This is a genomic window from Pseudoalteromonas sp. NH0006-26, from assembly GCF_057552415.1.
Genome location: NZ_BAAJMJ010000001.1, coordinates 180,785 through 205,474 on the forward strand (window position 1 = coordinate 180,785; position 24,690 = coordinate 205,474).

A 24,690-nucleotide genomic window follows, 5' to 3' on the forward strand; every position below is an offset into this window, starting at 1 on the left:
CTTCAGAAGCTTAGTTGCACAGAGTTATTCTTTGTAACTAGTTAGACTACTTTTGTCAAAAATATCACCTGATTAATTTTTGCTATTTATTAAAAATAACCCTTTATTATTGTTTTTTGATATTTAATCAATCTTAGTTCACATTTGCTAAGACTTTCAGTTAAAAATTTGTTAAAAAGACAGTGATAATAATGACTAATTCTTAAGGTACTTATGTTTAGCTCGCTAAAATTCACCTCCAAAATCACCATCGCTGCGTCATTAGTGTTAGTTTTAGTGTTAGGTATTTTCACTATAAACAACTACTTTTCAATGCGTCATCAAACCCAAGAGCAGCTATCATTAGTATTAAAGCAAAGTTCCCAGTCTGTTTCGCAAAACATAGCAAGCTGGCTGAATAATAAGTTAGCCATTGTTATCTCGCTAGCAAAAACCTATCAAGTTGAGGATGCTAAAGCGCTCACGTTATCGCAATTAAATACTGCAGAGATGGCGGGGGATTTTAAAAATACCTACATAGGCGAATCCTCAGGTGCGTTTATTTTAAATGACCAAAGCGTCATTTTACCCGACGATTTTGATGCAACCAGTCGTCCCTGGTACAAATTAGTTGAAAACAAAACTAACACTGCATTTACCACGCCTTATATTGATGTGACCACCAATGAACTGACTATCTCTGCCGTTGCGCCCATAAATATTAATGGTCAATTTAAAGGAGTTGCAGGCGCTGATATCGATATGCAAACCATTGCTAAGATTATCAATAATATTGATTTTCTAGGGCTAGGCTATGGTTTTTTGTTAGACCAAAAGGGCCAAATATTGAGCCACCCAAACAGTGAGTTAAATTCAAAAGCGCTCACTGAATTATTTGGTAAAGACATTGAGCTAATCGATACTTTTACAGAGCACCAAGTTGCTAATGAAACTGTTTTAGTGTCATTTACTAAAATTCAAGGCATAGAAAATGTTGATTGGTACTTAGGGGCGGTGATCAATAAAGACACGGCCTTCGAAAGTGTGTCGGCATTTGGTCAAAAAGCACTGATTTATTTAATAGTGGGAACCTTAGTCATTGTTTTTGCGCTACAGCTTTTATTACGTTACTTAATGCGTCCTATGTATCGCTTAAACGATGCAATTAGAGATATAGCCCAAGGTGAAGGTGATTTAACTCGTCGCCTCAGTGTAGAAAATGATGATGAATTTGGTCAGTTAAGTAATTCATTTAATATTTTTATAGAAAAAATTCAAAATTCAATTGTTCAAGTTAAGTCTTCGACACAGTTGCTAGAAACCGCGGTTGCTAAACTGGTGACGCAAACAGATTCAACATTAACTATGTATGATGACCAAAGTGAACGTACCAATAGTGTGGCATCGGCAATTAACCAGTTTTCAGCCACCGCAACAGAAATTTCAACTAGTGCAAGTAATGCCTCAACCCTTGCTAAAGATGCTGATCAATATTGCGCTAAAAATCAGCAAACACTAACGAATAACGTATCGAGCATTCATCAACTTTCGCAAAATATAGAGCAAGCACAAGAAACAATTAATAGTTTAGACTCGCATACCGCCAACATCGGTAATGTTCTAGCGGTAATAAAAGGAGTAAGTGAACAAACTAACTTGCTTGCTTTAAATGCGGCAATAGAAGCGGCACGTGCTGGTGAAGCTGGAAGAGGGTTTGCCGTTGTTGCCGATGAAGTAAGACAATTAGCACAACGAACTCAGCAATCAACCCAAGAAATTGAAAATACGGTAATTGAACTACAAAAAGGCTCAAGCTCTGCCGTTGAGCTGATGAAAACCAGTTTAGAAGAAAGTGAAAAAAGTGTTCAGCAAGCTGATGCAGTTGGCGATGTAATGAAACAAATAATTAGTGCGATAAAACAAATAACGGATGCTAATCATAGTGTCGCTAATGCTACTGATGAGCAAAATCAAGTTGTTAAATCATTACACTCAGATATCCATGTTATTAGCGACCTATCGATTCAAGGTCAATCTAACTTGAACCTTACTTTAGAAGAGTGCACTAAGCTCAAACATCAATTCAGTGACTTAGAGCGGATGGTTAAAAAATTCAAAGTATGAGCAGTAAAACAAAAATAAATAAACCAAACTGGCTCAGTTTAATCAATATTGACAGTGTTTATAGCTTTGATAGACAGCGCCAAGTGTTTTCGTTATTTACCATGATAACGATTGCCTTGGTGTTAATTACTTATTTAGTGATTGCAAACCATGGTGTTTATGCGCCCATGTTAACTGTCGCGTTAGTTTCAGTAAATGTAACCATTGTAGGGTGTATTGTTTATTTTATAAAAACCAAACAGCTTAATGCTATCGCGCTAATTACTTTGATGATTGTATTTTTGATGTGTTTAGCATTGGTATACACCGGCGGTAAAGAAAACACCGCCTTATATTGGCTAATGTTTTATCCTGTTGCCGCATTTGCCATTCTCGGCGTAAAATTTGGAGCTTGGTTGAGTGGTAGCATGTTATTGAGTTGTGCTGCACTACTTTATGGGCCAGACATAGGCCAAGTCGCTTATGGCGTGGTAGAAAAAACCCGCTTTATTGCTGCGTTTTCATTAGTGCTGGTTTTTTCTTTTATCGGTGAGTATTTTCGTCACCGTAGCCACCTTGCCATTGCCGATGTAACTTTAGAGCAAAAACAACACGCGTATACCGATCAGCTTACAGGGGCGCCTAATCGTCGTTTTATTACATCACATTTTTTAAAGCTTGCTGCTGCAAGGCCAGCGCATTATTTGCCGCTGTCTATTCTACTTATTGATTTAGATAACTTTAAACAATTAAACGACACCTACGGCCATGATTTTGGCGATACCGTATTAATAGAGTTTACTAAATTATTAGAGTCGCAATTTTCTGCAACCGCCCTTAAAGCCCGTTATGGTGGCGAAGAGTTTGTGGTTATTTTACCGCAGATGACCACCATAGAAGCCAGTATTTTGGCTAATCGTTTTAGAGAATGCGTGCAACATCATGTAATATTAACTGATAAACAACAACGAGTATCGTTAACTTGCAGCATTGGCATTGCACAAGCTAATCATATTGATGACTACGACAGTGCATTAAAACAAGCCGATGAATATTTATATCAGGCAAAATCACAAGGGCGCAATAAAGTCATATTTGCGCATGGCGAGTATGTCAGTCAATAAGCTTATTTATGTGCATGATCCTATGTGTAGCTGGTGCTGGGGATATAAGCCTACGTGGCAAAAACTTGAATCGGCTCTAGCAAATATTCTGCCTATAGAATATAGAATCGGCGGTTTAGCTGCTGATAGCAACCAGCCAATGAGTGCCGATATGCAGTTGCAACTACAAGGCATATGGCAAAATATTAGCAACCAATTAGGCACTGAGTTTAATTTTAATTTTTGGCGAGAATGCCAACCGCGCCGTTCTACTTACCCCTCCTGCAGAGCGGCTGTAATTGCTCGTAGCTTTAACAAAGAGCCACAGATGATTGACGCTATTCAACAAGCGTATTATTTAAAGGCGCAAAATCCATCGGATGAATACGTGCTTATTAAACTATGCGAAAAAATTGGTTTAGATCCCTGTTTATTTACTCAGCAGTTACACTCGAACGAACTTAAGCGTCGCTTTGATGATGAGCTTAATTATGTTCGCAGTTTACCTATTCAAGGTTTTCCGTCTTTAGTATTAATACACAATAATCGCGCTTACCCTATTGCTATTAACTACACAGATTGGCGACAAACCCTAACTGAAATACAATCTTACTTGTAAACTTTAGTCCCCAAAAATCCCCTCAGCACTTTCAACTCGGCCAATAAGGCTAATTTATTACCACTGTCATAAAAGCGACTTTTTTACGCAACACGCTTGTCATTTTTAAGCTATACACTTTCGCTCATTGAAACTATCTCGCTTTAAATTGTTTTTTTGTAAACGAGCTAAAGCGATTAATAAACACTAGCAAATCCGCTAATTAACGAGCAAAGGTGTATACGATGAAAGGCGTTAAACCATTAATTTTAGCTGGTATTGTAGCCGCAAGTGCAGCAGTCCACGCCAATGATTTAAACACGGTAATTGATAAAAGCAGCGACATTAATAACTTAGCTGCGCAATCACAAACAAAAATAGACAAGATTGCAGATTCAATGCAAGGGCGTTTACAGCAATTTAAAACCCTAAATAAAGAAATAGATGGTTTAGCCGTTTATAACGCACAGCTAACAAAACAATTAAATAATCAAATAGAAGAGATGGAGTCGCTTAATTTATCAATGGATCAGGTATCGATTATTGAGCGCCAAATTACCCCTTTAATGCTTCGCATGATCACCGGGCTTGAACAGTTTGTTGCCTTAGATGTGCCGTTTTTAAAGCAAGAACGTAAGCAGCGTCTTGAATCATTAAATGCAATGATGGACCGCGCTGATATTTCATCAAGTGAAAAATTCCGCCGTGTGTTAGAAGCTTATCAGGTTGAGGTTGATTACGGTCGCACTATTGAAGCGTATACCGCATTGCTTGATGTGGACAACAAAGAACGTGAAGTCGACTTTCTGCGCATTGGCCGTTTAGAGCTCATTTACCTTACGCGCGATGGCAAACAAGCAGGTAGTTGGGATCAACAGTCACAGTCGTTTGTTGCACTGCCTGATTCAACCATTAGCCAAATTAATAAAGGGCTTCGCATTGCTCGCAAACAACTAGCCCCCGATATGTTAACACTGCCAATTCATGCTGCAGAATAAGAGGTTTACCATGAAATTATTAACGAAAATGACAAAAATGGCCGTGTTTGCAGCCAGCTTAGGTTTTTCAGGTGTGATGTGCGCTGCTGAGCCAATGAATTTAGATGCCTTATTAAAAACCTTAGAGCAGGGTAAATCAGCGCAATCAGCGCAAAATAAACAACGCGAACAAGAATTTGTAGCACGTCAAAATGAACAAGTGCAAATGCTTAAAAACACTCAAGCTAAACGTAACCAAATGCTTAGCGAGTCAGAGCGTTTAGAGACGCAGTTTGAAGAAAACGAAATTAAATTGGCTAATTTGACCGATACTTTATCAAAGCGTATGGGTTCATTAAAAGAGCTATTTGGTGTACTACAGCAAGTTGCTGGTGATTCAAGCAATAAGTTTGCAACCTCTGTGGTATCTGCTCAGTTACCTGGACGTAGTACTTTTATGGATGAATTGGCGCAAAAAATGGGGTCTACCTCAAAGCTTGCGTCTATTGAAGATATCGAAAAAGTCTGGTTTGAGCTACAACGCGAAATGACCGAACAAGGAAAAGTAAGCCGCTTCAGTACTGATGTAATTGTTGACGGTGGCAATAAAGTACAAAAAGAAGTGGTGCGTGTGGGTGCATTTAACCTGATAAGTGACGGTCAGTACCTAGAATATACACCTTCTACCAATACCATTAGCCAACTTACTCGCCAACCAAGCAGCCGCTTTACCGCGACCGCGGCTGATTTGCAACAAGCAAACACCGGTGTGGTGCCGTTTGCGCTTGACCCAACAGGTGGTTCAATTTTAGGTTTATTAGTACAAGCCCCTGATACCAGCGAGCAAGTCCATCAAGGTGGTGCTGTTGGTTACGTTATTTTAGGCGTTGGTTTATTAGCATTATTAATTGCGTTAGAGCGTTTTGTATCGCTCATGCTGATGGGTGGAAAAATCCGTCGTCAATTAAAAGACGATACAGCCCGTGATGACAACCCGCTAGGGCGCGTCATGAAAGTGAAAGATCAATACCCTAATGTGGCGTACGACACGCTTGAACTTAAGTTAAGCGAAGCCATTTTACGCGAAATGCCAAAAATCACCCGTAATTTAACGCTTATTAAAATTATCTCTGTGGTAGCGCCACTGCTGGGGTTACTCGGTACGGTAACCGGGATGATCAATACCTTCCAAGCAATTACTTTATTCGGTACTGGCGACCCTAAACTAATGGCAGGCGGTATTTCGCAAGCCTTGGTTACTACGGTATTAGGCCTTGTGGTTGCCATTCCAACGGTGTTTTTATACACCTTATTGAATACCCGCTCAAAAGGTTTACTGCTTATTTTGCAAGAACAAAGTGCAGGTATTATTGCCGAGCGAAGCGAGAAAGGAGCCTAAACCATGGTGCTATTGATTGATTCAATCAATGCTATCCGTGATTTTCTCGACACGGGGGGTCAAGTGCTCTTGGTCATTGCCGTGTTAATTTTCGCGATGTGGTTATTGATACTCGAGCGATTTATGTACTTTTTTAATGGCTATCGACACTACAAAAAAGACGTTAAAAATACGTGGAAAACCCGTAGTGAACGCAACAGCTGGAACGCAGAGCAAATACGCCAGGCCATGGTGTCACGCGCCAGTATGCGATTAAACGCAAACTTACCGCTGATTAATGTGATGGTAGCGCTGTGTCCACTATTAGGATTGCTTGGCACAGTTACAGGGATGATAGAAGTCTTCGATGTAATGGCCATTACAGGTACAGGCAGCGCACGCTCTATGGCATCGGGTGTGTCAAAAGCAACCATACCGACAATGGCAGGAATGGTCGGTGCGTTATCTGGGGTGTTTGCCTCAACCTATTTACAGCGTAAAGCAAAGCGTGAAGTTGAATTGTTGCAAGACACAATGGTGTTAGACCACTAAATAATTATTGAAAAGCGGTGTACATAATCACCGCTTGTTCTAGGAGAAGTAAAATGAGAGCCCCATTAGGTAATTTATTCCAAGAAGATGAAGCAGAAGAAATAAACATGACTCCTATGCTGGATGTTGTATTTATTATGCTTATTTTCTTTATTGTTACAGCCTCGTTTGTAAAAGAAGCCGGTATTGATGTAAACCGCCCAGAAGCAGCAACGGCTGTTAAAAAAGAGCGGGCTAACATATTAGTAGCTATTTCAGATCAAGGCGAAATTTGGATCAATAAACGTCAAATAGATGTACGTGCTGTACAAGCAAACATTGAACGTTTAAAAGCTGAAAATCCACAAGGCAGTGTGGTTATTCAGGCCGATAAAAAAGCCACTACAGAAACCTTGATAAAAGTGATGGATGCCTCGCGTGCAGCGGGTGTATTTGATGTTTCAATAGCGGCTCAAGAAGGGTAACGAGTGATGCGTTATGTACTTGCGTTAATTATAGCGGGTGTGGTCACCTTTATGCTGTTTTTAGGTATGCAGGCATTGATAACCGGCGGAGAAGGCGCCATGACGGAGCCTGCAAAAGGGAATGTGTTGGATTTTGTCCGTTTGAAAAAAGAAGAAACGGTGCAAAAAAAGGAGCGCAAACCACAAAAGCCACCAACACCTAAAGAGCCACCACCGCCAATGGAATCGCCACAAATGCAAAGTAGCGATAACAACGCTGCTAGCAACAACTTTGATTTTGCTGCCAATGTCGATGCTGATGTAAATCTAGCGGGTGGATTAGCGTTAGAAACCAGTGATGGTGAGTATTTACCCATAGTAAAAGTGGCACCGGTATACCCAAGGCGTGCGTTATCGCGTGGTATTGAAGGGTATGTCATTGTTGAGTTTACAGTGACCAAGCAAGGCACAGTGAAAGAGCCACAAGTTATTAAAGCCGAGCCAGAGTCACTGTTTGACAGAGCAGCGATGGATGCGGCCCTTAAGTTTAAATATAAACCGCGCGTTGTTAATGGCGAAGCCGTTGAAGTAGCCGGTGTGCAAAATAAAATTTCTTTCCAAATTAATGGTTAATTCTGTTAAGTAAGTAAAGAGTGAATGTGAGGCAATTATGAAATTAAAACTAACAACCAAGCTATTAAAGCTTAGCATGTTGTGCACTGTTGCAATCAGTGCCAGCGTTGTTACACCAAGTGCATTGAATGTACTTCCGGGTGTAAATTTGGCGACAGTACAGGCCGCTGAACAACAAAAAACAACACGAGTGCCCGCACTTCGTGAAAAGGTATACAGCCAATTAGCACGCGCCCAAAAACTTGCGGATGATGGCGATAGCAAAGCGGGTTTGGACGCGCTTGATAGCATACAAGCGCGTTCATCAAGTATGAACTCTTATGAAATTGCGATGATGCATAACTTTTATGGGTTTATTTATTACAATGAAAACGACCTTGTAAAAGCGATTGCTTCATTTGAAAAAGTGATTGCCGAAGATGGCATTCCAGAAACATTGCGTTTGAGCACAACATTCAGTTTAGCGCAGCTTGCAATGGCTAACAGCGACTACAAAAAGGTGATTGCATTTTTAGACAAATGGGATGCCATTAATACAAAGCCTAAAACTGATGCGTATTATTTATTAAGAGCGCAAACCTACTATCAATTAAAAGACTATGCGCAAGGCCTGAGTTACATTACCCAAGCCATTAACTTAAGTGATAGCGAAGGCAAAGTACCAAAAGAAAACTGGCTGGTACTGCAACGTGCTATGTATTACTCACTTAACCAAACCGATAAAGTAGTCAGCGTACTAGAGCATATGGTAAAGCTATACAACAAACCTGAATATTGGGTGCAATTAGCCGGTATGTACGGTGAAACTGGGCAAGAAAAACAGCAGCTTAGTGTTTTAGAGGCGGCTTATCAGCAAGGATTTTTAACCTCTAAATCTGATCTAAGGCAGCTTGCGCAGGTGTACTTATACAATCAACTTGCTTATAAAGCGGCCAATGTAATGAGTAAAGCAATAGAGCAGGGCATTGCTGAACCCACTGCTAAAAATTATGCCTTTGTAGCTGAGGCCATGGTACAAGCTAAAGAAGATGCTAAGTCGATTAGTTACTTTACCAAAGCTGCAGAGCGTTCAGAACATGGTAAGTACGATCAGCGTCTAGCTGAAGTGTATGTAAACACAGAACAGTATGACGAAGCTGCCGATGCAGCGCGAATGGCATTGGATAAAGGCGGCCTTGATTTTGAATCAAATGCGTTTGTTGCTTTAGGAATGGCGCAATACAATTTACAAAACTTTGATGCGTCTATCCTTGCGTTTGAACAAGCCGAAAAGCACAAAAAGTCACAACGTTTAGCCCAGCAATGGATCAAATATGTAAAACGCGAAAAAGTGCATGCGCAAACATTAAAAACAGCACTACTTTAATTTTTATAGTGCGATTATTAGTTCTTAATTGACGCACTAAACACCACTTCATAATTGCACTACTCAAACCACACTCACGTTCAGTTAGTGTGGTTTTTTTGCCTGCTTTTTTAAAGCAACCAATTGATTTTTAATTAATTAACATTGTCATTTTATGTTTATTAAAGTGTAACTTCATTGTCATAACACTCCCGTATTGTACTTCGTATTCGATAACTCAAGTGACCTTAATGCATGAGTATCGTGCCTTAAAGTGACTTAAGTCATTACTTAATGCGCTAACACAATAATTAAATACTTTTACGGAGTGAACAATGAAATTATCTGGCTTATTCAAAATCAGCTTAGTGGCTACAGCAATGACACTTGCTGGTTGTGGTGGTGATATAGAAATTACACCAACCGTTAATGATAACAGCACCAGTACAGACAACAGTGTTAATAATTCTAATAACAACACCGGTTCAACAACGGATGATGAGGCTGTATGTGCAAGCTATGAATCAGATGCAGGCACGGTAACAGGTGTGGTCAGTGGTATAGATTGCTTATACAACGATTCATTTTCAAGTAAAACTATTTCAATTACCAACAACATTACTTTTAAAGAGTTACCTGGCGGTGGTGTACATGTATTTGCTGACGCCCTGCAGATTGGTGAAGATGGCAACACTGTTGATGGCTTTTCTATTCCTACTAATGGCCCAACTATGACTGTAGAGCCTGGCGCAACCCTTGCGTTTCAATCAGGTGAAGCAATCTTACGTATTGCACGTGGTGCAAAAATTCAAGCCGTGGGTACAGCAGAAAAGCCAGTAGTATTTACCTCAGCTAATGCCTTTGACCGTTTTGATACAGCTGGTGAAGGTGCACGTTATGCTGACTGGGGTGGTATTATCATTAATGGCCAAGGTATTACAGATCAATGTACTGATGCAGAGCGTGATGGCGGTACATGTAACGTAGCCTCTGAAGGTATTACAAGCTACTTTGGTGGTAACGATAATAGCGATTCAAGCGGTAATATTAAATGGGCTAAAGTATGGTATGCAGGCTCTGGCCCTCGCGTAGGTGGTGAAGGTGATGATTTAAATTCATTAACACTTAATGCTGTTGGTTCTGGCTCTGAGTTTGATTACATTCATATTCACCAAGGCTTTGATGACGGTATTGAAATTTTTGGTGGTGCAACCACGCTTAAGCATATTGCAGTGACTGATACCCAAGATGATTCGTTTGACTTTGATGCTGGTTGGCAAGGTAAGGCACAGTACTTATTTGTTCAGCACGGTACAGTAACGCTAAACGACGGTTCAGTGGTTAATATGGGTAACAATGGTTTTGAGTCTGACGGTGTTAAAGGTTCATCTTCTGCGCAAGTATCACCTTCAAACCCTATGGTTGCTAACGTGACGGTAATCACCACTGATGGCAATTCAGTTCGTGATGATGACCCTTCACAAGCTTACAAGTTTGATGACCAATTTAATTCAAGCATTTATAACGCGTTAATCGTTAAGAAAAACGCCGTTAATACTCAATGTATTGAATTCTCAGGTGATGGTGAGAAGCAAGCCGATAACATCTCTTTTACTAGCTCAGTAATGGCGTGTTCAAATAATTTCGCTAATACCGATACTTTTGCTGGTGGCCCACTTGCTGGACAAACTAAAACTGCCTGGTTTGAAAATGGCGGTGCCAGTGAAATTTTAACAGATGACGTTACTGTTCTTGCTGCGAATGGTTTTGCTACTAATACGGCTTCTTCAGATGTGAGCGTCACTGCCACTGATTTAAGTACAACAGATGCGTTCTTTGATTCTGTTAATTACATCGGTGCAGTATCGGATCAGGATACAACGTCAAATTGGTATAAATGGGTTGAAGCAGCAGTAGCCGCGGCTAACGCAGACTAATTTAACACTATTTATAAACTTTTGAAGGCGCCTTGGAGCTTGCATAATAAGCGTTTGGCGCCTCTTTTGTATAATCTGATCAGGATGTATCTTATGTCTAAAAAGCATAGACTTAATCAAATTACATGGGCGATTGGTTTAGGGCTGTGTGCCCAATCTGTAAGCCTGTTCGCTGCGCAAAATGATGTTGATGTAGCCCAAGAAATAGAAGAAGTAGTGGCAGTAGGTACGCGTTTACAAGGCAGTGCTGCTGCTGTGGTTGAAGAGCGAAAAAACCAAGCCTTTGTAGCCGATATTTTAGGCTCAGAGCAATTAGCGCGTACTGGCGATAGCGATGCCGCCTCTGCTCTTAGGCGTGTAACCGGTTTAACCCTCGTTGATGGCAAGTTCATTTATGTGCGTGGTTTAGGTGAGCGTTATTCGAGCGCACGTTTAAATGGTGCGTACATACCCAGCCCCGATTTAACTCGCAATGTGATCCCGCTTGATATTTTTCCCGCTAGTATTATTTCTAGCATGGCGGTACAAAAAGCTTACTCACCAAATATGCCTGCCGCGTTTGGTGGCGGTAATATTGACATTAGAACCAAAACTGCACCGAGCGAGTTTATAGCGGGTGTAGAGGTGGGTGTTGGTTATAACACTGCTGCAAGTGACGGCTTTACTTACAACCGTAAAGAAAGCGGACTACCTGATGCGTTATCATCTGCAATAACACAATACCGAGGTGATTTTGGTATTGGCAACATAGTAAAACGCGACGGCTTAGTCGATGGTGACACAACACGTGCAGAGCAAGCGACTGCGATTAATAACGAATTACTCAAGTCGTTACCGCGTGGTTATGAGTTAAAAGAAGACTCTCTCGATCCACAATACAATATTAAAGCCCATTACGGTGATAGCTTTAGCGAATCTTACTTTGGCGGCAAGTTAGGCTTTATGCTTTCTGGCGCTTATAAAAATGAGTGGGATTTTGAAGACCGATTTAGCTCAGTGATAAGCCAAGATTTAAAAAATGAAGACGGCAAAATTGACTGTACGACAGCACTTAACACTGCTGATGATGTCGCAAATTCATGTTTTAATACTGTAAAAAATGCTCAAGTGACCACAGAAAACGAGCGTTATAATGCATCATTTAGTTTAGGCTATACCTTAGATACCCACAGTATATCAGCGCAGCAGCTGTACATTATTGATAATGAAGATGAGTCTGAAATTGCGATTTCGCAAAGTCCAGCGGGCAGTTCAACATTCAGTATTGCAGGGGATGGCGTTGCTAACCGTAACCATACTTTTAACTATGAAGAGCGACAACTCAATATTACCCAGTTTATTGGTCAGCACACCTTTTTAGATTACATGGGGATTGGCGCTGATTGGCAGTATACCGAAGCGAAAGCAACAACGGATATTCCGACAAATGCTGACTTTGAATTTCGCGATGAGTACAACACCGACGGTTCGTATGCGGGTTCTCAAATCACAGGTGATGATAACCGTGTTATTATGTCATACACCAACATGGAAGAACGCGTAAAGTCTTACAGTGGTAATTTAAATATACCGCTTAGCTTTGACAGCATGGATGTTGAATTTAAAGTAGGCTATGACTTCTCAGATAGAGCACGTATTTTTAATACCTCCAGTTTTGCTATTAATAACAGTGGTGGTGCTGGTATCACTATAAATGACGGCAGTGATAATGCGCTCAATAATAGCGGATACCTAAGCGATGAATTTATTAATAATAACGCGATACTGGTTGATTTTAATGAACCAACAGCCCCTGATGCGGATGATTACCTAGCAGGACAAAAAGTTGATGCGGGTTATGCATCATTTGATGTGTTTTATGATCAATGGCTACGCATTAGCGGTGGTGTACGCTATGAACAATTTAAACAAACGTCTATTGGCACATCTAGCCTAATATTTGATCAAGATGACTTAAATACTTTCTACGACCCTGAAAAAATTCAAGCGGGCTCTATTGTTTCAGACGATTGGTACCCTGCGCTTTCTGTCACCTACGTTGGCGCTGATAACTATCAAGTACGTGCTGGTTATGGTGAAACGGTAGTTCGTCCGGACTTTCGTGAAGTGGTACCGGTTACCTACTTTGATCCACTTACCGATATTAGAACATTTGGTCGTACAGGGCTTAAAAGTAGCCCAATTAAAAACTACGACTTACGTTATGAATATTACGGTGAAGCCGGTAATTCGTTTAGTGTGGCTGCCTTTTATAAAGACATTACAGCCCCCATTGAAACCGTTCTTAATATTGGTGATGAAGACTATTCAGCCTCATTTATCAATGGTGAAACTGCTGAGGTCTACGGTATAGAAGCTGAATGGTTGCAAGACCTCACGTTTTTATCTGAAGGGTTATTTACCAGTGGTAATATTACTTTGAGTGACTCAGAAGCGTCTATCGATCCTGCGCTTGCCGGTACGTTAACTAATCCTAAAAAACGTATGACGGGTCACTCAGAGTATGTTGTTAATTTGCAACTTAACTATGATTCACTCGATGGTATGCACAGTAGCTCTTTGGTTTATAACGTATTTGGTGAACGTATTTTAGCAGCAGGTGTAGCGAGTCGAGATGATGCTTATGAGCAGCCATTTCATTCATTAGATTTAGTTTATACCTTCTACCCTGATTTTAATTCTAAGGTGAAGTTTAAAGTTAAGAATCTACTTAATGAAGATCAAGAAGTATCGCAATCAGATATTATTGTTCGCTCTAAAGAAGTCGGTATGAACTTTGATATTAGTTATAGTTACGAGTTTTAAGTAAAAGCCCAAGGATAGGATTTATAACAACGCCTAACTACTCATTAGCCCTGTATTTTATACAGGGCTTTTTTATGTGTATGAAAAATATTTAAGTTACAGTTTATTGACTAGTTTTAGCGTGCTGGTGGTGTTAGCTTAGGGCTGTAAAAATTAAATCTCACGCAATGAATTTTTAATTTTTAATGTATAGGCTCCTTTTATGAATCAAACAGTGGAACAAACAATGAAAAAAGTAGGATTAGTCGGATGGCGCGGCATGGTAGGCTCAGTGTTACTCGAGCGAATGGAACAACAACATGATTTTGCACATATCGACACCACCTTTTTCACCACCTCACAAGCAGGTCAGCTTGGCCCTGAGTTAGCGGGTGCAGCTAAACCGCTTTTAGATGCAAGTGATATTTCTGAACTTGCAAAAATGGACATTATTGTTACCTGTCAGGGTGGCGACTATACCAATGCCGTGTATCCAAAATTACGTGAATCGGGTTGGGATGGCTATTGGATAGATGCAGCCTCTGCGCTGCGCATGAGCGACGACAGTATTATTGTACTTGACCCTGTTAACAAAGATGTGATTGAACAAGGGCTAGAGCAAGGTGTTAAAACCTTTGTGGGTGGTAACTGTACCGTATCGTTAATGTTACTTGCTTTAGGAGGTTTGTTTGAACAAGACCTAATTGAATGGGTAAGCCCAATGACCTACCAAGCTGCGTCGGGCGCCGGTGCGCGCAATATGAAAGAGCTCATTGCCCAAATGGGTGCTATTCATGCAAGTGTTGCGCAGCAATTAGATAACCCAAGTTCAGCTATTTTAGAAATTGATAAAATAGTCAGCGAAAAAATGGCATCAAGCGATTTGCCACAAGATCAATTTGGTGTGCCGCTAGCAGGTAGCTTAATCCCATGGATTGATGTGCCTATGCCAAGCGGTCAATCAAAAGAAGAATGGAAAGCGCAAGTAGAAGCCAACAAAATTTTAGGCTCATCTAAACAGCCTGTACCTATAGATGGTTTATGTGTACGTATTGGTGCAATGCGCTGTCATAGCCAAGCGATGACAATTAAACTACGCGAAGATATTAGTGTAGAAAAAATAGAAGAAATTTTAGCCTCACACAATGAGTGGGTTAAAGTTATTCCTAATCAGCGCGACATTACCAGTACCGACTTAACTCCAGTTAAAGTGACCGGTACGCTGAGTATTCCTGTTGGTCGTATTCGTAAACTCGCTATGGGGCCAAAATACATCAGCGCCTTTACCGTGGGCGATCAGCTTTTATGGGGTGCAGCGGAGCCACTTCGCCGGATGCTACGAATTATTGTAGACGGTGAGTAAGTTTCAAGTTCATCAAGTTAAAGGGTTAGCAAATTGCTAACCTTTTTTATTGCCTCTTCGAAACATTCTCATATTATTTCTTGCTCAACCCTTTTAGTCACACTATATTCTTAAGAGTGTTTTTAGAGGTTAACTTCATGAATATATCAAAAAAATTAAAGCTCTCTTTTGCATCAGCAATTGCTCTACCGTTATTAATTATAGCCGCTTTAGTTATTTCTCAAACCAGAGAGCAAGCACTGGAAAATTTCTCCGTACTAAGTGAACGAGAAGCCCGCCAAGTTGATAACGCAATTACCATGTTTTTTGCTGAAATTGCCAAAAATGTTGATTACTTAGCCTCTCATGAAACAATTAAAAATGCCCGTAAAAACATAAAAACACATATGGATATCGGCACTGAGGTAATGCTTGATCATCCTAATCAAAGCCCAACAGAGCAAGCTGCTTATAGTTTATTTAATCACTTTGGTGAGACTCACCCTGGGCTTGCTTATATTTACATGGGGAATGAACAAGGTGGTTATATTCAATGGCCTATGGGAAACGTAAATGCTAATTACGACCCCCGTCAGCGCCCATGGTATAAAACCGCTAAACAAGCGAACGGCAAAACAACCCGCACTAATGCTTACTACTGGGCAGCTGATGATTTAGTTATTGTATCCACGGTTAAAGCCATTATTGATAACGGCGAGTTAATTGGTGCTCAAGGGATGGATGTTTCATTAGGAGGGCTTACTGACATTATTGCCGATATTAAATTAGGCGAAACAGGCTACCTAATGTTGATTGAAGACAGCGGCAGTGTGCTGGTGGATGTGAAACACCCAGATTACCGATTTAAAAACTTAGCTGATATTGAGGGCGGAAAATATGCCGATTTAGCTAAAAATAACCAAGGCCTGTTTGATGTCGATATTGATGGAAAACAGTATATGGCCAATATTTACACGTCTCCCATTTTGGGGTGGAAGTTTATTGGGGTGGTAGAAAAGTCTGAGGTAATGAGCGCGGCCAATGCAATGGCTTATACCATTTTAATTATTAGCGCGATATTAATTGCCGTATTTATCGCGATAGCGAGTTATATTTCTAAACTTATTTCTGCTCCTATTGTTGAGGTAAGCGACGGTTTAACTGAAATATCACAAGGAGGAGGGGATTTAACCCAGCGCCTAGCGATTAAAACTAAGGATGAAACCGCTAAATTAGCCACTAGTTTTAACTTATTTTTAAATCTGATCAGTGAGCTGGTGACGCAAATTAATGAGTGTGCGCAAAATGTCAGTAAAACTTCATCGCAAACTTCATCGCAAGCTGCACAATTAACAAGCTCTACCAGTCAGCAACAACAAGCCTTAGAAATGGCGGCAACGGCTATTAATGAAATGGCTGCCACTGCTAATGAAGTATCGAGTAGTTGTGCAAATGCGGCGGATTTAGCGGTTCAAACACAACAAGCATCAGACTTAGGGCAATCGGTTATTACTCAAACCGTAGAAAGTGTGGTGCAGTTATGTGATGTAATTAACCGTGCTTCAGCAGATATCACTCAACTTGATGCAGAAAGCGAAAATATTATGTCTATTTTGAGCGTTATTCGCGGTATTTCTGAGCAAACCAATTTACTAGCATTGAATGCTGCAATAGAAGCTGCGCGCGCTGGAGAGCATGGGCGTGGTTTTGCAGTGGTTGCTGATGAAGTGCGTGCGTTATCGCAACGCACTGCCGAGTCGACCGAAGAAGTGGCGTCGCAGTTAGATAAACTACGTACTATGTCATCTAAAGTGTCTAAAGACATGGAACGCAGTATAGAAACTACTAATAAAACTGTAGAGCTTGCTCATTCGGCGCAACAACAGTTTAGCGAGATCACAGCCTCTATTGTTAATATTAGCGATTTAAATACCCAAATAGCCACCGCAGCTGAAGAGCAGCAACACGTAGCTGAAGACATAAACCGAAACGTTATCGAGATTAAAAATGCAGCCGATGAGGTCAGTGATATTGCTGTTAGCACCAGTGACAACGGTAATGAAATGAGCCGTCTTTCATCGATATTAACGGACTTAGTAGGCAAGTTTAAAGTATAAAGAATAGGGCAAGTGCATACTTGCCCTTTTATACATGCTATTTATTTTTAAGTAATTGCTTTAACTCTGTTAGCTGTGCTTTTAATTCGTTTACTTGGCCTTGGGTGGCCGGTAGTGAGTCGTTATCGGCTTGCTCTTCACGTGCATTGCGATGCTCTTCACTCATCACCTCTAAGATTGCCCCGACCATCATATTTAAAAATACAAATGCAGTTAAAAAGATAAAGGTTAAGTAAAAAATCCAACTTAATTTGTATACCGCCATGGTTTCGTACATCACGTCGGTCCAATCTTCGAAGGTGGCTATTCTAAACAAGGTGAGCATAGAAATAGACACATCGCCCCACAGTACCGGGTTTATCTCAGCAAATAACATGCTACCTGTAGCAGCATAAATATAAAAAATTACAAACATTAGCAGCGCAATGTAGCCCATTTGCGGGATAGCTTTTATTAGTGAGTTCACTAATAAGCGCAGCTCTGGGATCATAGACACCAAACGTAGTACGCGGAAAATACGCAGCAGTCGAGCAATAAAAATAGTCGAGCCTGCCGCAGGATATAAACTTCCGATCACTATAATGAAGTCAAATATATTCCAGCCTTTGGAGAAAAAGTCTCTGATACCTTTACTGGCAATATAACGAATAACTAGTTCGATTAAGAAAAACACCGTAATGCCTATATCCATCCAATGTAGAAATAGCTCAGCGGTAGGGTGTAACGAATAGGTATGTGCACCTACGGTCAGTGCAGAAACAACAATAACTGCAATAACAAATGATTGAAATAATTTACTTTTATCGATACGCTGGAACAGCTCTTGTAACTGCGACAACATCATAACGTGCCCTTAACGGTTATAAATACAAAACCAGTGCAATATACAGCAAAAATAACGAAAATCAGTAGTTTTCCGGTTAAAATATAAGGAATTTTGAATGTTGAATCATAACTTAAAGTATCTACTTTCGTTATCGGTAATCGTAGTGTTAGCAGGGTGTAGCAGTGATAGCCGTTATCATGAAATTCAATCAGCCCGATTAAGTGAGTGCAGTCATATGGCTGACAAGGAATACCATGAATGTGTTAAACAACAACAAGACAGCTACAAAGAATTTAAAAAGCAACAAACCGCTGAGCAGTAATAAACAATGACCAAAACCCAAAAGCAGCTAGATAAACGTATTCGTCAGCAATTAACACTGGCTTGCGAGCAAATAAAAGATAATGTTGAGGGCTTTAGCTTTCTTACCCATTCGGCAGATTTAAATAATTTACCATCAAAGTTTACCGTAAGCTGTTATTTTATTGATGCTATCGCACTAGAGCAGGCAAAACAAAAAAATCAGCTAGATTACATTGAGCAGCTTATTTGTAATGTATTAGCTAGTTTAAATATTCATATAAAAAACAATGCCATTTCATTTTTTAAGAAGTAAAAATAGGTATGTTGTTTTTGTTTAGCTATTCTTCATTTTAACGTAGTTCAGGCATTTATAGGCCTAGTAAAAGCTTTAATAGAGAGATTTTATTAAGCAGGCTATAATCCCCAAAAATAGCAAAAGAGATTATATATGGCTGTTCCAACACGTTCACAAATAACACCCGGCACAGAGGTTAATATTGTGCTTAAACAAGATCAACGCAGTGGTACATTAACTAATGGTATTGTGTCGCGTTTATTAACCAAGTCGCCTAATCACCCGCATGGTATTAAAGTACAATTAGAAGACGGCCAAGTGGGTCGGGTAAAAGAGATCCTTGCATGAGTGAGCTAACCTTAACTGATTTTTGGCGATTGGTTACTGTGGAAGATAAAACCGCAGAGCCCGATTCAGTGTGCCAATCGCTTAAGTTGGCACTGAGTGACTTATCAGATGAGCAATTAATTGAATTTGATAAGCAGTTTAGTATTTGTATGCGCCAAAGTTATACCTGGGATTTATTTGGTGCGGCGTTTGTCATGGCAGGCTGTAATGACGAATATGGCTTTTCAGAATTTCGTTGTTGGTTAATATCCCGTGGTGAAGCCGTATTTAAAGCCGCACTAGAAAACCCAGATAGCTTAGCTCAGTGCACACCGCTTTATTTTTTAAACGAGCAACCTTACCCGTATTTAGATGAGTATGACCTAATTGCAGGTTTGTTATATGAAGAACGTAATGACGATGAGTTACCGTTTATTCCCTCAGGGCTTGAACAACCTAAAGGCAAACGCTTTAAAGACAAGCCTAAGTTTTTAAAACAAAGTTACCCGCAGTTATTTGCTAAGTACTGGCAATAAACTCAGCTTATTATCAATGCATTACTTAATCACAGGTAATGCATTTTACTTCCTCCTTTAGATAATAAAGCTTACACCTAGGGTCTGTTGACCTTTCAAGGTTAAATTTGCAGCAGTCTGTTTGGTATTTAGGCAAGGCAGAGCCTATGTGGTGTGGTTATTCCCCATAAATAGGCGATAACGTAGCATCAATGCCAAACAGGCGCTGCCCGTATGGTTCTGCCTAGGGGCGACTTACTCTTTGTTGCTCGGTTTTTACTTAGCCCACTAGGTTACAAATCTCGCGCCGCGATTAAACCGCCCCTAGTTTGAACAAATTTTAATCCGCAAAGGTAAACAGACCCTAGTTTAATCGTATTTGTTGTTAGCTACGTATTTTAAATTAGTCTTTGCGCGGCAGTTCATAACGTAACGACTTCGCATCTTTTATAGTAAATCTCTGTTATAGTTAGAAATAGCTAAGCATAGTCACAGTGCTTGATCATGGTTGATACACGAGGATAGAGCTTATAATGAAATTTTTCACACTGGTTTTACTTACCATAAGCCTTTTTAGCTGTTATGCAGTGGCAGGCCCAAGTAATAAAACTCGCTTTATTCCACTATTAAAAACTAAGCTAGGTAATTACGAAGTTACCTCAAGTAACTCGGGTTTATGCACTAATAGTCGATTGCAATTTAATAACCCTGAAGATCCTGAGCAAGGTTTTAGCTTAGGTAAAGAGATTTTGTTTAACTCATTACACAATGGCACTCGTACTATTCAAAAGCCTAATTATTGTTTTATTACCAGCTCACTTAAATACAAAACTGATGGCCTAGAAAACGGCTTACGTATGAGCCGATGTGATAATCCAATTCACGAAAGAACCATTAAACAAACTATTACTTTTTTAACCGATAACACCCTTAAATACACCTTAGATAACCCAAGTGTTGAATGCGAATTTATTAAAGTTGCTGACTAACACTGTATTTTAGGAATATCGCGCCAACGGGTTGTATATTGTGGCGATAAAAAAGCTCTATTCATATGCCAGCGTTCGTTTAGTTGGCTGCTTGCCACGCTAAGCATTCCTTTACCAAAGCGATGATTTATCGCATCTAAGCAGCCCATTAACTGCGGGTTATCGGTTTGTTGCTCAAATAACGTATGTTGTTGAAACTGCTGCGGGCTGAGCTCTAACGCACCGACCCCGCATTTATAAAAACGAATACCCGGCTGATATATCTGCTCAAAACTCTTTGATACGGCACTCGCTATAACACGGGTATCGTTAGTGGGCGGATCAAATTGATGCATAGCTGACTTTTTATAAAAGGCTTGCTCATGTGACGAGCTGGCCGCAAAAATATAAATACGATGAGTGAGCGACTGTTGCGCTCTTAATTTTTGTGCAACCACGCTGGCATGATTTATTAATGCAGTTCTCACTGCATCAGGATCGCTAAGGCGCTGGCCAAAACTACGTGTTGAAAAAATAGCTTGTTTGTCTTGGCGCACATCATCCCAGTTTAAACAGGTAATGCCATTGAGCTCTTTAACTGTGCGCTCAAGCACCACACTAAATTGGCGACGAATTGTTTTTGGACTTTGCTCAGCCAGTTGCCACGCAGTATTAATATTCATTAGCGCCAGCTTTTTAGCTAAACGTTTACCCACTCCCCATACATCTTGGCAGTGCATACGTTGTAAAATAGCTTGTCGGCTTGCTTCATCATCAATCAGGGCGACCCCATTAAAGCCAGTTAGCTTTTTAGCGGCATGATTCGCGGCTTTGGCTAAGGTCGGCGTTGGCCCAAATCCAACGCCCACGGGGAGCTTTGTTTCGCGCCATACGGTTCGTCTTATGAGGTGTCCATAAGTATGCCAATCTTTGACAACGTCTTTGTAGCCTTTAAAGTGCAAAAACGATTCGTCAATACTGTAAATATGCTGGGTATCGCAAAAGCGAGCAATAACGTTCATCATTCTATCGCTTAAATTAGCGTACAGCTCGTAGTTAGATGAGCGCACAACCACCTGATGTTTTGCTAGTAATTGCTTTACTTTAAAGTAGGGGCCAAATTTAGGAATATTAAGCTTACGGGCAATCGGGCATACCGCACACACGCAGCCATCGTTATTGGTAAGCACCACTACCGGCTTTGAGCGAATAGCCGGGTCGAATACTTTTTCGGCGCTGGCATAAAACGCCACGGCATCAACTAAGGCATACATGAAAGTAACTCAGGGCTTTGGCGGTGCAACCTAATTGAGCGGGTTACCACGCCTTCAAGTTGAAATTCATCAGACTCGGTTAATTGCACGGGCTTATAAGCAGCAGACGCCGAGAGCAGCCGCGCATTAGTTTTATCTAGCAGCTTACATACAAATAAACCATTTAAGTTTGCCACAATAACATCCCCATCTTTGGGAATTTCAGCACGGTCAACTAACAGTAAGTCGCCCTCAAAAATACCAATTTCTTGCATAGAGCATCCGGAGGCAACGCCAATAAAGGTGGCATCTGGGTGTTTTATTAATAGCTCGTCGAGTGATATCCCTAACTCACTATACTGCGCTGCAGGCGATTCAAACCCGCAAACACCGGCCTCTATATAAATGGGAATAACAAACATAACACAACCTAAAACGCATATACTGTATAAGTGTACAGTATATGCGTTTTGTATCAGTTATGCCAAGTAATGAATGGCGGATCAACCCATGTTTTTGATCATTTGTTGGGCAGTATGTAAAAAGTCATTGATTTGCTGTGAGTTTAAGTTTTTATATCTATGTGCTAAAACATGTTGAATAACGAATAAAAAGCCCCAGTTACTAGTTTTAAGTATGTGGCATTGCAGCACCTAAATTATCTGCATTTAAGGAGCGGCGATTGTGTTAACTTCTACCCCTTTTTCGTTACTAGAATTGGCGCCTATGTCTAAAGGTGCCACTGTTAGTGACACCTTAAACAAAAGTACAGCCTACGCACAAAAAGCAGACCAATTAGGTTTTAACCGTTTTTGGTTAGCCGAGCATCATAATATGCCAGGGATTGTTTGTGCCGCCACTTCAATTTTAGTAGGGCACATAGCCGGTAAAACTAAAAAGATACGCGTAGGGTCGGGTGGAATTATGCTACCAAATCATGCGCCTTTAGTTGTGGCTGAGCAATTTGGTACCTTAGAAAGTTTATATCCTGGTCGAATTGATTTAGGGCTAGGGCGCGCCCCGGGTAGCGATCCGGTGACAAGTCGCGCATTAAATAACGACATTAGCCGCGCTGAAAACTTTCCTAATGAAGTAAGCGAGTTACAAACATTATTAGGTCCATATGAGGGAACTAAGCGTGTACGAGCAATTCCTGGTGAGAACACTAATGTGCCTATTTGGCTTTTAGGCTCAAGTTTATTTAGCGCCCAGTTAGCAGCGCAAAAAGGATTACCCTATGTATTTGCGGGGCACTTTGCACCGCGTTTTGTACATGATGCAATAGCCTTATATAAACGAGAATTTAAACCATCAAATGTATTAGCTAAGCCTTATGTAATGTTGGCATTACCTTTAGTGGCTGCCGATACAGATGAAGAAGCACAATACTTATCAACAACTTCAAAACAGCGAGTGCTATCATTAATTAGAGGCGACGAGTTGTGGTTAAAGCCCCCAGTAGCAACAATGGAAGGCTTGTGGAGCGAACAAGAGCGTACTCATGTTGAGAGCTTTTTAGGATTAAGTGTTACTGGTGGGCCAGCGAGTATTAAACACAAATTAGAAATGATCGTGAACCAATTAGAGGTCGATGAGCTTATATTCACCAACGATTTATATGACGATGAAAAACGTCATCGTGCGTTAAAAATACTAATGGAAATAAAGAACTAAGCTGTTTATTAAGCAAGCGTACACGCAACCATAGTTACACTAATAACCAAATAGAGAATCGAATAAAGATTGAGTACAAATAAATGATTTATATTTTCAATCGAACTGATTCAATTAATCTGTTTTAAGGATTTAATCAAGCACGTTAAAATAAAACCATATTCCGTTAAGTTAACAACTAAGAGGTACACCGTGAAATCTCAAATAAATGTTGCTCCACACACATTCAATAAGCCTATGCACCCTAAAACTGCATTGATTGCTGAAGGTGGAGGGCAGCGAGGGATATTCACAGCCGGTGTACTTGACGCGTGGTTAGAGCAAAATTACGACCCGTTTGATTTATTTATAGGCACGTCTGCTGGCTCGCAAAATTTAACCAGTTATTTAGCGCGTCAAAAAGGCTACGCAAAACGCTTGATCAGAGGGCTTTCCCGTCATAAACGTTTTTTTCAGTTAGGTCGAGGCCTAATGGGTAAACACATTGTTGACTTAGATTGGTATTTCGAAAAAACCACTGAGGTTAATAGAGCATTAGACTTTAAAACAGCAAAAAATAGCCTTGGTAATAGAGAACTCCTGATCACTACAACCAATGCACGTGATCGTAAACCGTATTATTTATCTCCTACTGGCGATGGTAAACACTGGCGAGAACTATTAAAAGCCTCAAGTGCTTTACCTTTTTTGTATAAACAAGGTGTTCAACTCACTCCTTGGTTAGGCTCAAAAGCGGCAAACGAAGCACATTTAGCTGCAGAGCAATCGAATGAAGATTTTTATTTAGATGGCGGCTTGGCTGCGCCATTGCCTGTACGCGAAGCTTATAACCGTGGCGCACGAAAAATCGTGGTAATAAGAACCGTTGATGAGAATTTTCAAGCGCAAACTGCATGGGTTCAAAAGCTAAGAACATTTGCATGTGCATCAGGCTACTGCCCAAAAACACTTGATTACTTGATTCAACACGAGCAAGCATACCTAGACGAGCTATCATTTATAGCCAATCCGCCTAGTGATGTAGAAATTATACAAATTTTTGCAGACGAAAAGCTACATAGCAAATTGTTAGGCAGCTCTAACGACGATTTACGCTTTGATCATAAGCTAGGTGTAAAAGCAGGACGCGCTTATTTAAAAAGCCAAAATACACGTATAGTAGATTATGCACACAGCTACGCCATGTAGCTGTATATTAACGCTTAAACTTAAATTACCTTAAGTTTAAGCGTTGGTAA

General features: G+C 40.4%; 23 protein-coding genes. 20 read left to right on the top strand and 3 right to left on the bottom strand.

Features of this window, described 5'->3' with window-relative positions; translation table 11 throughout:
• The first annotated feature begins 213 nt into the window (after positions 1-213).
• From AC27JR_RS00740 to AC27JR_RS00800, 13 genes are all read left to right on the top strand, one after another.
• Entirely contained in the window at positions 214-2,103 is a 1,890-nt protein-coding gene (locus AC27JR_RS00740; protein WP_487172439.1) for a methyl-accepting chemotaxis protein, read from the top strand.
• Positions 2,100-3,206, top strand: coding sequence for a GGDEF domain-containing protein (locus AC27JR_RS00745; protein ID WP_487172440.1), 1,107 nt, complete (start codon positions 2,100-2,102; stop codon positions 3,204-3,206). The genes AC27JR_RS00740 and AC27JR_RS00745 overlap by 4 nt, the downstream gene beginning before the upstream one ends.
• Positions 3,193-3,804 (top strand): DsbA family protein, encoded by a 612-nt coding sequence (locus tag AC27JR_RS00750; RefSeq protein ID WP_487172442.1) that lies wholly within the window; start codon positions 3,193-3,195, stop codon positions 3,802-3,804. The genes AC27JR_RS00745 and AC27JR_RS00750 overlap by 14 nt, the downstream gene beginning before the upstream one ends.
• 224 nt (positions 3,805-4,028) lie before the next feature.
• Positions 4,029-4,781: a DUF3450 domain-containing protein gene (locus AC27JR_RS00755; protein WP_487172443.1), complete on the top strand. Its 753-nt coding sequence runs from the start codon at positions 4,029-4,031 to the stop codon at positions 4,779-4,781.
• A 10-nt stretch (positions 4,782-4,791) separates the two neighbouring features.
• Complete coding sequence (locus AC27JR_RS00760; protein WP_487172444.1) at positions 4,792-6,159, top strand: MotA/TolQ/ExbB proton channel family protein; 1,368 nt, start codon at positions 4,792-4,794, stop codon at positions 6,157-6,159.
• Between the two features lie 3 nt (positions 6,160-6,162).
• On the top strand, positions 6,163-6,690 hold the full coding sequence (locus AC27JR_RS00765; protein ID WP_008111501.1) for a MotA/TolQ/ExbB proton channel family protein: 528 nt from the start codon (positions 6,163-6,165) through the stop codon (positions 6,688-6,690).
• A gap of 53 nt (positions 6,691-6,743) precedes the next feature.
• The gene (locus AC27JR_RS00770; RefSeq protein WP_008111500.1) at positions 6,744-7,154 is read left to right on the top strand and encodes an ExbD/TolR family protein; all 411 of its coding nucleotides are present in this window, start codon (positions 6,744-6,746) and stop codon (positions 7,152-7,154) included.
• Positions 7,155-7,160: 6 nt separating this feature from the next.
• The gene (locus AC27JR_RS00775; protein ID WP_008111498.1) at positions 7,161-7,766 is read left to right on the top strand and encodes an energy transducer TonB; all 606 of its coding nucleotides are present in this window, start codon (positions 7,161-7,163) and stop codon (positions 7,764-7,766) included.
• Between the two features lie 37 nt (positions 7,767-7,803).
• Positions 7,804-9,132, top strand: coding sequence for a tetratricopeptide repeat protein (locus tag AC27JR_RS00780; protein WP_487172445.1), 1,329 nt, complete (start codon positions 7,804-7,806; stop codon positions 9,130-9,132).
• A 314-nt stretch (positions 9,133-9,446) separates the two neighbouring features.
• Positions 9,447-11,048 (top strand): hypothetical protein, encoded by a 1,602-nt coding sequence (locus AC27JR_RS00785; protein ID WP_131692019.1) that lies wholly within the window; start codon positions 9,447-9,449, stop codon positions 11,046-11,048.
• A 93-nt stretch (positions 11,049-11,141) separates the two neighbouring features.
• Positions 11,142-13,853, top strand: a complete 2,712-nt coding sequence (locus tag AC27JR_RS00790) for a TonB-dependent receptor domain-containing protein (protein ID WP_487172446.1) — start codon at positions 11,142-11,144, stop codon at positions 13,851-13,853.
• A gap of 202 nt (positions 13,854-14,055) precedes the next feature.
• Complete coding sequence (gene asd / locus AC27JR_RS00795; RefSeq protein WP_487172447.1) at positions 14,056-15,195, top strand: aspartate-semialdehyde dehydrogenase; 1,140 nt, start codon at positions 14,056-14,058, stop codon at positions 15,193-15,195.
• Between the two features lie 137 nt (positions 15,196-15,332).
• Complete coding sequence (locus tag AC27JR_RS00800) at positions 15,333-17,291, top strand: methyl-accepting chemotaxis protein (protein WP_487172448.1); 1,959 nt, start codon at positions 15,333-15,335, stop codon at positions 17,289-17,291.
• Between the two features lie 37 nt (positions 17,292-17,328).
• Here AC27JR_RS00800 and AC27JR_RS00805 read toward each other — a convergent pair whose 3' ends face one another.
• On the bottom strand, positions 17,329-18,132 hold the full coding sequence (locus AC27JR_RS00805; RefSeq protein WP_175611416.1) for an ion transporter: 804 nt from the start codon (positions 18,130-18,132) through the stop codon (positions 17,329-17,331).
• Positions 18,133-18,232: 100 nt separating this feature from the next.
• On the opposite strand from AC27JR_RS00805, the gene AC27JR_RS00810 reads away from it, so the two are divergent.
• The 5 genes from AC27JR_RS00810 (at position 18,233) to AC27JR_RS00830 (ending at position 20,546) form a co-directional block, all read left to right on the top strand.
• Positions 18,233-18,439, top strand: coding sequence for a hypothetical protein (locus AC27JR_RS00810; RefSeq protein ID WP_487172449.1), 207 nt, complete (start codon positions 18,233-18,235; stop codon positions 18,437-18,439).
• 6 nt (positions 18,440-18,445) lie between these two features.
• On the top strand, positions 18,446-18,733 hold the full coding sequence (locus tag AC27JR_RS00815) for a hypothetical protein (RefSeq protein ID WP_008111489.1): 288 nt from the start codon (positions 18,446-18,448) through the stop codon (positions 18,731-18,733).
• Between the two features lie 135 nt (positions 18,734-18,868).
• The gene (locus AC27JR_RS00820) at positions 18,869-19,063 is read left to right on the top strand and encodes a YwbE family protein (protein WP_008111487.1); all 195 of its coding nucleotides are present in this window, start codon (positions 18,869-18,871) and stop codon (positions 19,061-19,063) included.
• Positions 19,060-19,578, top strand: coding sequence for a DUF4240 domain-containing protein (locus tag AC27JR_RS00825; RefSeq protein WP_372861542.1), 519 nt, complete (start codon positions 19,060-19,062; stop codon positions 19,576-19,578). Before AC27JR_RS00820 ends, AC27JR_RS00825 begins: the two co-directional genes overlap by 4 nt.
• Positions 19,579-20,090: 512 nt before the next feature.
• The gene (locus AC27JR_RS00830; protein ID WP_487172450.1) at positions 20,091-20,546 is read left to right on the top strand and encodes a hypothetical protein; all 456 of its coding nucleotides are present in this window, start codon (positions 20,091-20,093) and stop codon (positions 20,544-20,546) included.
• Here the strand turns inward: AC27JR_RS00830 and AC27JR_RS00835 are convergent.
• Together AC27JR_RS00835 and umuD are read right to left on the bottom strand one after the other, a co-directional pair.
• The gene (locus tag AC27JR_RS00835) at positions 20,543-21,799 is read right to left on the bottom strand and encodes a Y-family DNA polymerase (protein WP_487172451.1); all 1,257 of its coding nucleotides are present in this window, start codon (positions 21,797-21,799) and stop codon (positions 20,543-20,545) included. The genes AC27JR_RS00830 and AC27JR_RS00835 overlap by 4 nt on opposite strands.
• Positions 21,787-22,200 carry a translesion error-prone DNA polymerase V autoproteolytic subunit gene (gene umuD / locus AC27JR_RS00840; RefSeq protein ID WP_008111480.1) on the bottom strand — a complete coding sequence of 138 codons (414 nt, stop codon included), beginning with the start codon at positions 22,198-22,200 and terminating at the stop codon, positions 21,787-21,789. The genes AC27JR_RS00835 and umuD overlap by 13 nt, the downstream gene beginning before the upstream one ends.
• 262 nt (positions 22,201-22,462) lie before the next feature.
• Here umuD and AC27JR_RS00845 point away from each other — a divergent pair, with 262 nt between their 5' ends.
• Together AC27JR_RS00845 and AC27JR_RS00850 are read left to right on the top strand one after the other, a co-directional pair.
• Positions 22,463-23,452 carry an LLM class flavin-dependent oxidoreductase gene (locus AC27JR_RS00845; protein WP_487172452.1) on the top strand — a complete coding sequence of 330 codons (990 nt, stop codon included), beginning with the start codon at positions 22,463-22,465 and terminating at the stop codon, positions 23,450-23,452.
• A gap of 237 nt (positions 23,453-23,689) precedes the next feature.
• A complete protein-coding gene (locus AC27JR_RS00850) occupies positions 23,690-24,640 on the top strand; it encodes a patatin-like phospholipase family protein (protein WP_198527830.1) in 951 nt (316 codons plus the stop codon).
• Positions 24,641-24,690: the final 50 nt, after the last annotated feature.

Coding starts and splice junctions, on each gene's coding strand:
- AC27JR_RS00740 (WP_487172439.1), top strand. CDS start 214: ATGTTTAGCTCGCTAAAATTCACCTCCAAAATCACCATCGCTGCGTCA.
- AC27JR_RS00745 (WP_487172440.1), top strand. CDS start 2,100: ATGAGCAGTAAAACAAAAATAAATAAACCAAACTGGCTCAGTTTAATC.
- AC27JR_RS00750 (WP_487172442.1), top strand. CDS start 3,193: ATGTCAGTCAATAAGCTTATTTATGTGCATGATCCTATGTGTAGCTGG.
- AC27JR_RS00755 (WP_487172443.1), top strand. CDS start 4,029: ATGAAAGGCGTTAAACCATTAATTTTAGCTGGTATTGTAGCCGCAAGT.
- AC27JR_RS00760 (WP_487172444.1), top strand. CDS start 4,792: ATGAAATTATTAACGAAAATGACAAAAATGGCCGTGTTTGCAGCCAGC.
- AC27JR_RS00765 (WP_008111501.1), top strand. CDS start 6,163: ATGGTGCTATTGATTGATTCAATCAATGCTATCCGTGATTTTCTCGAC.
- AC27JR_RS00770 (WP_008111500.1), top strand. CDS start 6,744: ATGAGAGCCCCATTAGGTAATTTATTCCAAGAAGATGAAGCAGAAGAA.
- AC27JR_RS00775 (WP_008111498.1), top strand. CDS start 7,161: ATGCGTTATGTACTTGCGTTAATTATAGCGGGTGTGGTCACCTTTATG.
- AC27JR_RS00780 (WP_487172445.1), top strand. CDS start 7,804: ATGAAATTAAAACTAACAACCAAGCTATTAAAGCTTAGCATGTTGTGC.
- AC27JR_RS00785 (WP_131692019.1), top strand. CDS start 9,447: ATGAAATTATCTGGCTTATTCAAAATCAGCTTAGTGGCTACAGCAATG.
- AC27JR_RS00790 (WP_487172446.1), top strand. CDS start 11,142: ATGTCTAAAAAGCATAGACTTAATCAAATTACATGGGCGATTGGTTTA.
- asd (WP_487172447.1), top strand. CDS start 14,056: ATGAATCAAACAGTGGAACAAACAATGAAAAAAGTAGGATTAGTCGGA.
- AC27JR_RS00800 (WP_487172448.1), top strand. CDS start 15,333: ATGAATATATCAAAAAAATTAAAGCTCTCTTTTGCATCAGCAATTGCT.
- AC27JR_RS00805 (WP_175611416.1), bottom strand. CDS start 18,132: ATGTTGTCGCAGTTACAAGAGCTGTTCCAGCGTATCGATAAAAGTAAA.
- AC27JR_RS00810 (WP_487172449.1), top strand. CDS start 18,233: ATGTTGAATCATAACTTAAAGTATCTACTTTCGTTATCGGTAATCGTA.
- AC27JR_RS00815 (WP_008111489.1), top strand. CDS start 18,446: ATGACCAAAACCCAAAAGCAGCTAGATAAACGTATTCGTCAGCAATTA.
- AC27JR_RS00820 (WP_008111487.1), top strand. CDS start 18,869: ATGGCTGTTCCAACACGTTCACAAATAACACCCGGCACAGAGGTTAAT.
- AC27JR_RS00825 (WP_372861542.1), top strand. CDS start 19,060: ATGAGTGAGCTAACCTTAACTGATTTTTGGCGATTGGTTACTGTGGAA.
- AC27JR_RS00830 (WP_487172450.1), top strand. CDS start 20,091: ATGAAATTTTTCACACTGGTTTTACTTACCATAAGCCTTTTTAGCTGT.
- AC27JR_RS00835 (WP_487172451.1), bottom strand. CDS start 21,799: ATGTATGCCTTAGTTGATGCCGTGGCGTTTTATGCCAGCGCCGAAAAA.
- umuD (WP_008111480.1), bottom strand. CDS start 22,200: ATGTTTGTTATTCCCATTTATATAGAGGCCGGTGTTTGCGGGTTTGAA.
- AC27JR_RS00850 (WP_198527830.1), top strand. CDS start 23,690: ATGCACCCTAAAACTGCATTGATTGCTGAAGGTGGAGGGCAGCGAGGG.